The organism is Sporocytophaga sp. (assembly GCF_017745095.1).
GTDB lineage: Bacteria > Bacteroidota > Bacteroidia > Cytophagales > Cytophagaceae > Sporocytophaga.
The window spans coordinates 1-2,870 of record NZ_JAGHZZ010000053.1 but is presented as its reverse complement, the minus strand read 5'-3'; the positions used below and the strand labels follow the sequence as shown (position 1 = coordinate 2,870).

1 protein-coding gene is annotated in these 2,870 nt (G+C 32.3%); it reads left to right on the top strand.

The genetic code is table 11. From position 1 onward, the window contains the following. Window positions 1-75: 75 nt before the first annotated feature. Window positions 76-2,870 (top strand): hypothetical protein (locus J7604_RS26140; RefSeq protein WP_293903307.1); only part of this gene is annotated, 2,795 nt, incomplete at its 3' end.

Sequence of the window (2,870 nt, the reverse complement as noted above, 5' to 3'; positions counted from 1 at the left end):
AAAGAATATTTGAAGAGTTTTTCTTGTGCTGATAAAATGAAGTAACTTTGGTTAAAGGGATATTTTTATAGTTCAATGTTAAATTTTCTGGTACTATCTGATTCATACAAAAAGCAATCATTCTTTTTTTTAAGAATTATTTTTGCGAGTATCTTTTTAATCTTTACTGGATATTGCAATGCTACCGGTACATTTACATGGAAAAATCCATCTACAAATAATGAATGGGAAAATCCTCTAAACTGGACATCAAGTACTATCCTCATACCGATACCCGTTGATGGTAATAATAAGGTTGTATTTACTTCTGATGATGAAGTTATTATCGTATCATCTAATAATACTCCGGTTCTTAATTCAAATCAGACAGTTGGAGTATTTAGAGTTAACTCCGGAGTATTAAATATAAATAATGGTTTTACATTAAATATCAATGGTAATTTTATTGCTACAGCTGGTATTTCAATCACGGGAACAGATGGAATAATTAATGCAGGAAGTCAGAGTACTCCGGTTTTAGTATCATTTGGAGCAAGTAGCAATACTTCCTCTATTACTATTGGACCAAAGTTGAATTTGTATGTAAATACACTTACTCTTTACAGAAGTACTTTTGAGAGTTCAGTTTATATCAAATACTTAGGTGCTGGTAATACAATTACAGGAGGTAATACATATTCGGAGGTAGCTACTTTTGAATCTGGAGGAACAAGTCTTTTTAGAATAGGAAATTCTAATATTACAGGTCTGATCGAAACGTTTGTGAAAGATTTAATAATAAATGTTACAGGCTCTGGAGGATTTGAGACCTTTACAGACATTTGTTGGTTTAACGGTAATTTAATACTGGATAATAAAGTAAGTACATTTGGTATAAGGTTTGGATCTGCTACAATTGCAAAAGGATTATCAAAATTAGCATCAGGTAAAATAATATCTATACAAAATTTTTCAAAAGGATATTTAATGCTTTCCAATTTTAATCAGGTGGGTTCAACTTCTCAGACCTTAAGTTTGTCAGAAGACGCTGGTATAATCCTGGGAGTTAATTCTGTCTATGATGGCATATTAGCATGCACAGCATCTGTAGTAAGGATAGATGGAGGAGTTTATAACTCAGATGTTAACATTATTAGTAAAGGTTCAAGTAATACAATTAGCACAGGTAACCCATTTTTTTATGGGAATTTCACATTTGAAAATCAAGGAACTAGTACATGTTATTTAAGCACAAATTCAGGAAATAACTATACTTATGGTGGAACTGCCACTTTTATCAATTCCAATAAAGGTTACATTGAAGTATCAAATTTCGCAGGTAGTATTTCCACTTTTTCAGGCTTGGCTAAATTTGAAAACAAGGGGACTGCCGGAGATATTAGGTTAGGAAATAATGGAACTGTTGAGTTAAACGGTAATATAGAATTAAGAAGTTCTTCTCCTGGGAATATTTTCATCGGATACAATGGGACTATCAATCTTGGAAATAATGTAAAATTATTAGTCCCGGAAGATGGTTTTATTTCGGGAGGACTATATCTGGGGAAGGTCATACAAAAAGATGCTACAGACCAGAAAATTAAATTAACAGGAACAAGTACATTTACTTTTTTAGGAAGTGGTATTTATTGGGGAAAATTTGTTGTTGAAAGTCCCAATCTAAATATTAATAATGGAACATTTAATGGAATTGTGGAACTGACTAAGTCAGGGACATCAACTAATAACAGTAATGGAACCGTTGTTTTTGAATCAGATTTTCTATTGAATAATAAAGGTACTATAGGCATTGGATCTGTAAACACTGGTAACTATACATTCAAAGGCAATTGTACTTTCAATAATTTAGGAACGGGTAATCTTTTGATATCCCAATATGGCGCTTCAAATTTTCAACATAAGGCAGGTGAGTCAAACAAACTAATAAAATTATATAATGCAGATATTGGAAAAATTGCTTTAGGCTACAGTGGTCCTGTTAAAGTAGATGCCGATATATTGCTTACAAATTTATCTACAGGTACTATAATTTTTGGAGAAGCCAATCCTGGTGTAAATCTTTCCGAAAATTCTCATGTGAATGTAGATGCTTTTCCTTCAGGCCTATTGTTCTTAAATGTTGTAAAACAGACAGAATTACCTGAGTATCCTAATATAAACCTTTTCATTCCAACTGCAAAGTTTATAGTTGGACCATCAGAGTTTAAGAGTAAATTAACTGTGGTTTGTAACAGTATGACCTATAGCTCTGCTCAATTTCATAATATTATCTCCTTTACAGTTAATAATGATGGTAGTATAATAAGTTATGGAGGGTCAGTTTTTGATACTGATTATACTTTAAATAATAATGGTTCCGGAAATTTTTATTTAGGATTAAATTCAGGCGATATTTATAAGGGTAATGTAATATTTAATAAAAATAGCACTGGGCCTATTTATCCATCCAACAAAGGTATTTCTGAATACTATGGAAATATAACTTACAATGTTGTATCTGGTGGCAGTACAAATACTTTTGGTTATCAAGGAGGCTCTACTGTTTTTAAAGGAGATAAACCTCAGGTTATTATTAGTAATTATAGTGTTCTTCCATTTGCAGGCAGCGGTATACAAATTGATAAAGATGCTAATCATGTGATAATGAATACGAGCTTTAATGTTAGCTGTCCTATAACTTTTGTCAAAGGAAATTTCATTACTGGTCCTGGTTATCATTTCAGAATTAATAATCCTGTCAATATCACTGGAGCCTCTAGTCAAAGCTATATTGAAGGCAAGGCAAGAAAGGTTGGCGTCGGTGCCTTTACCTTTCCAATTGGGGAAAATGGTAAATATCGTCCGATTAGTATAAGTGATCCGGTTACTGG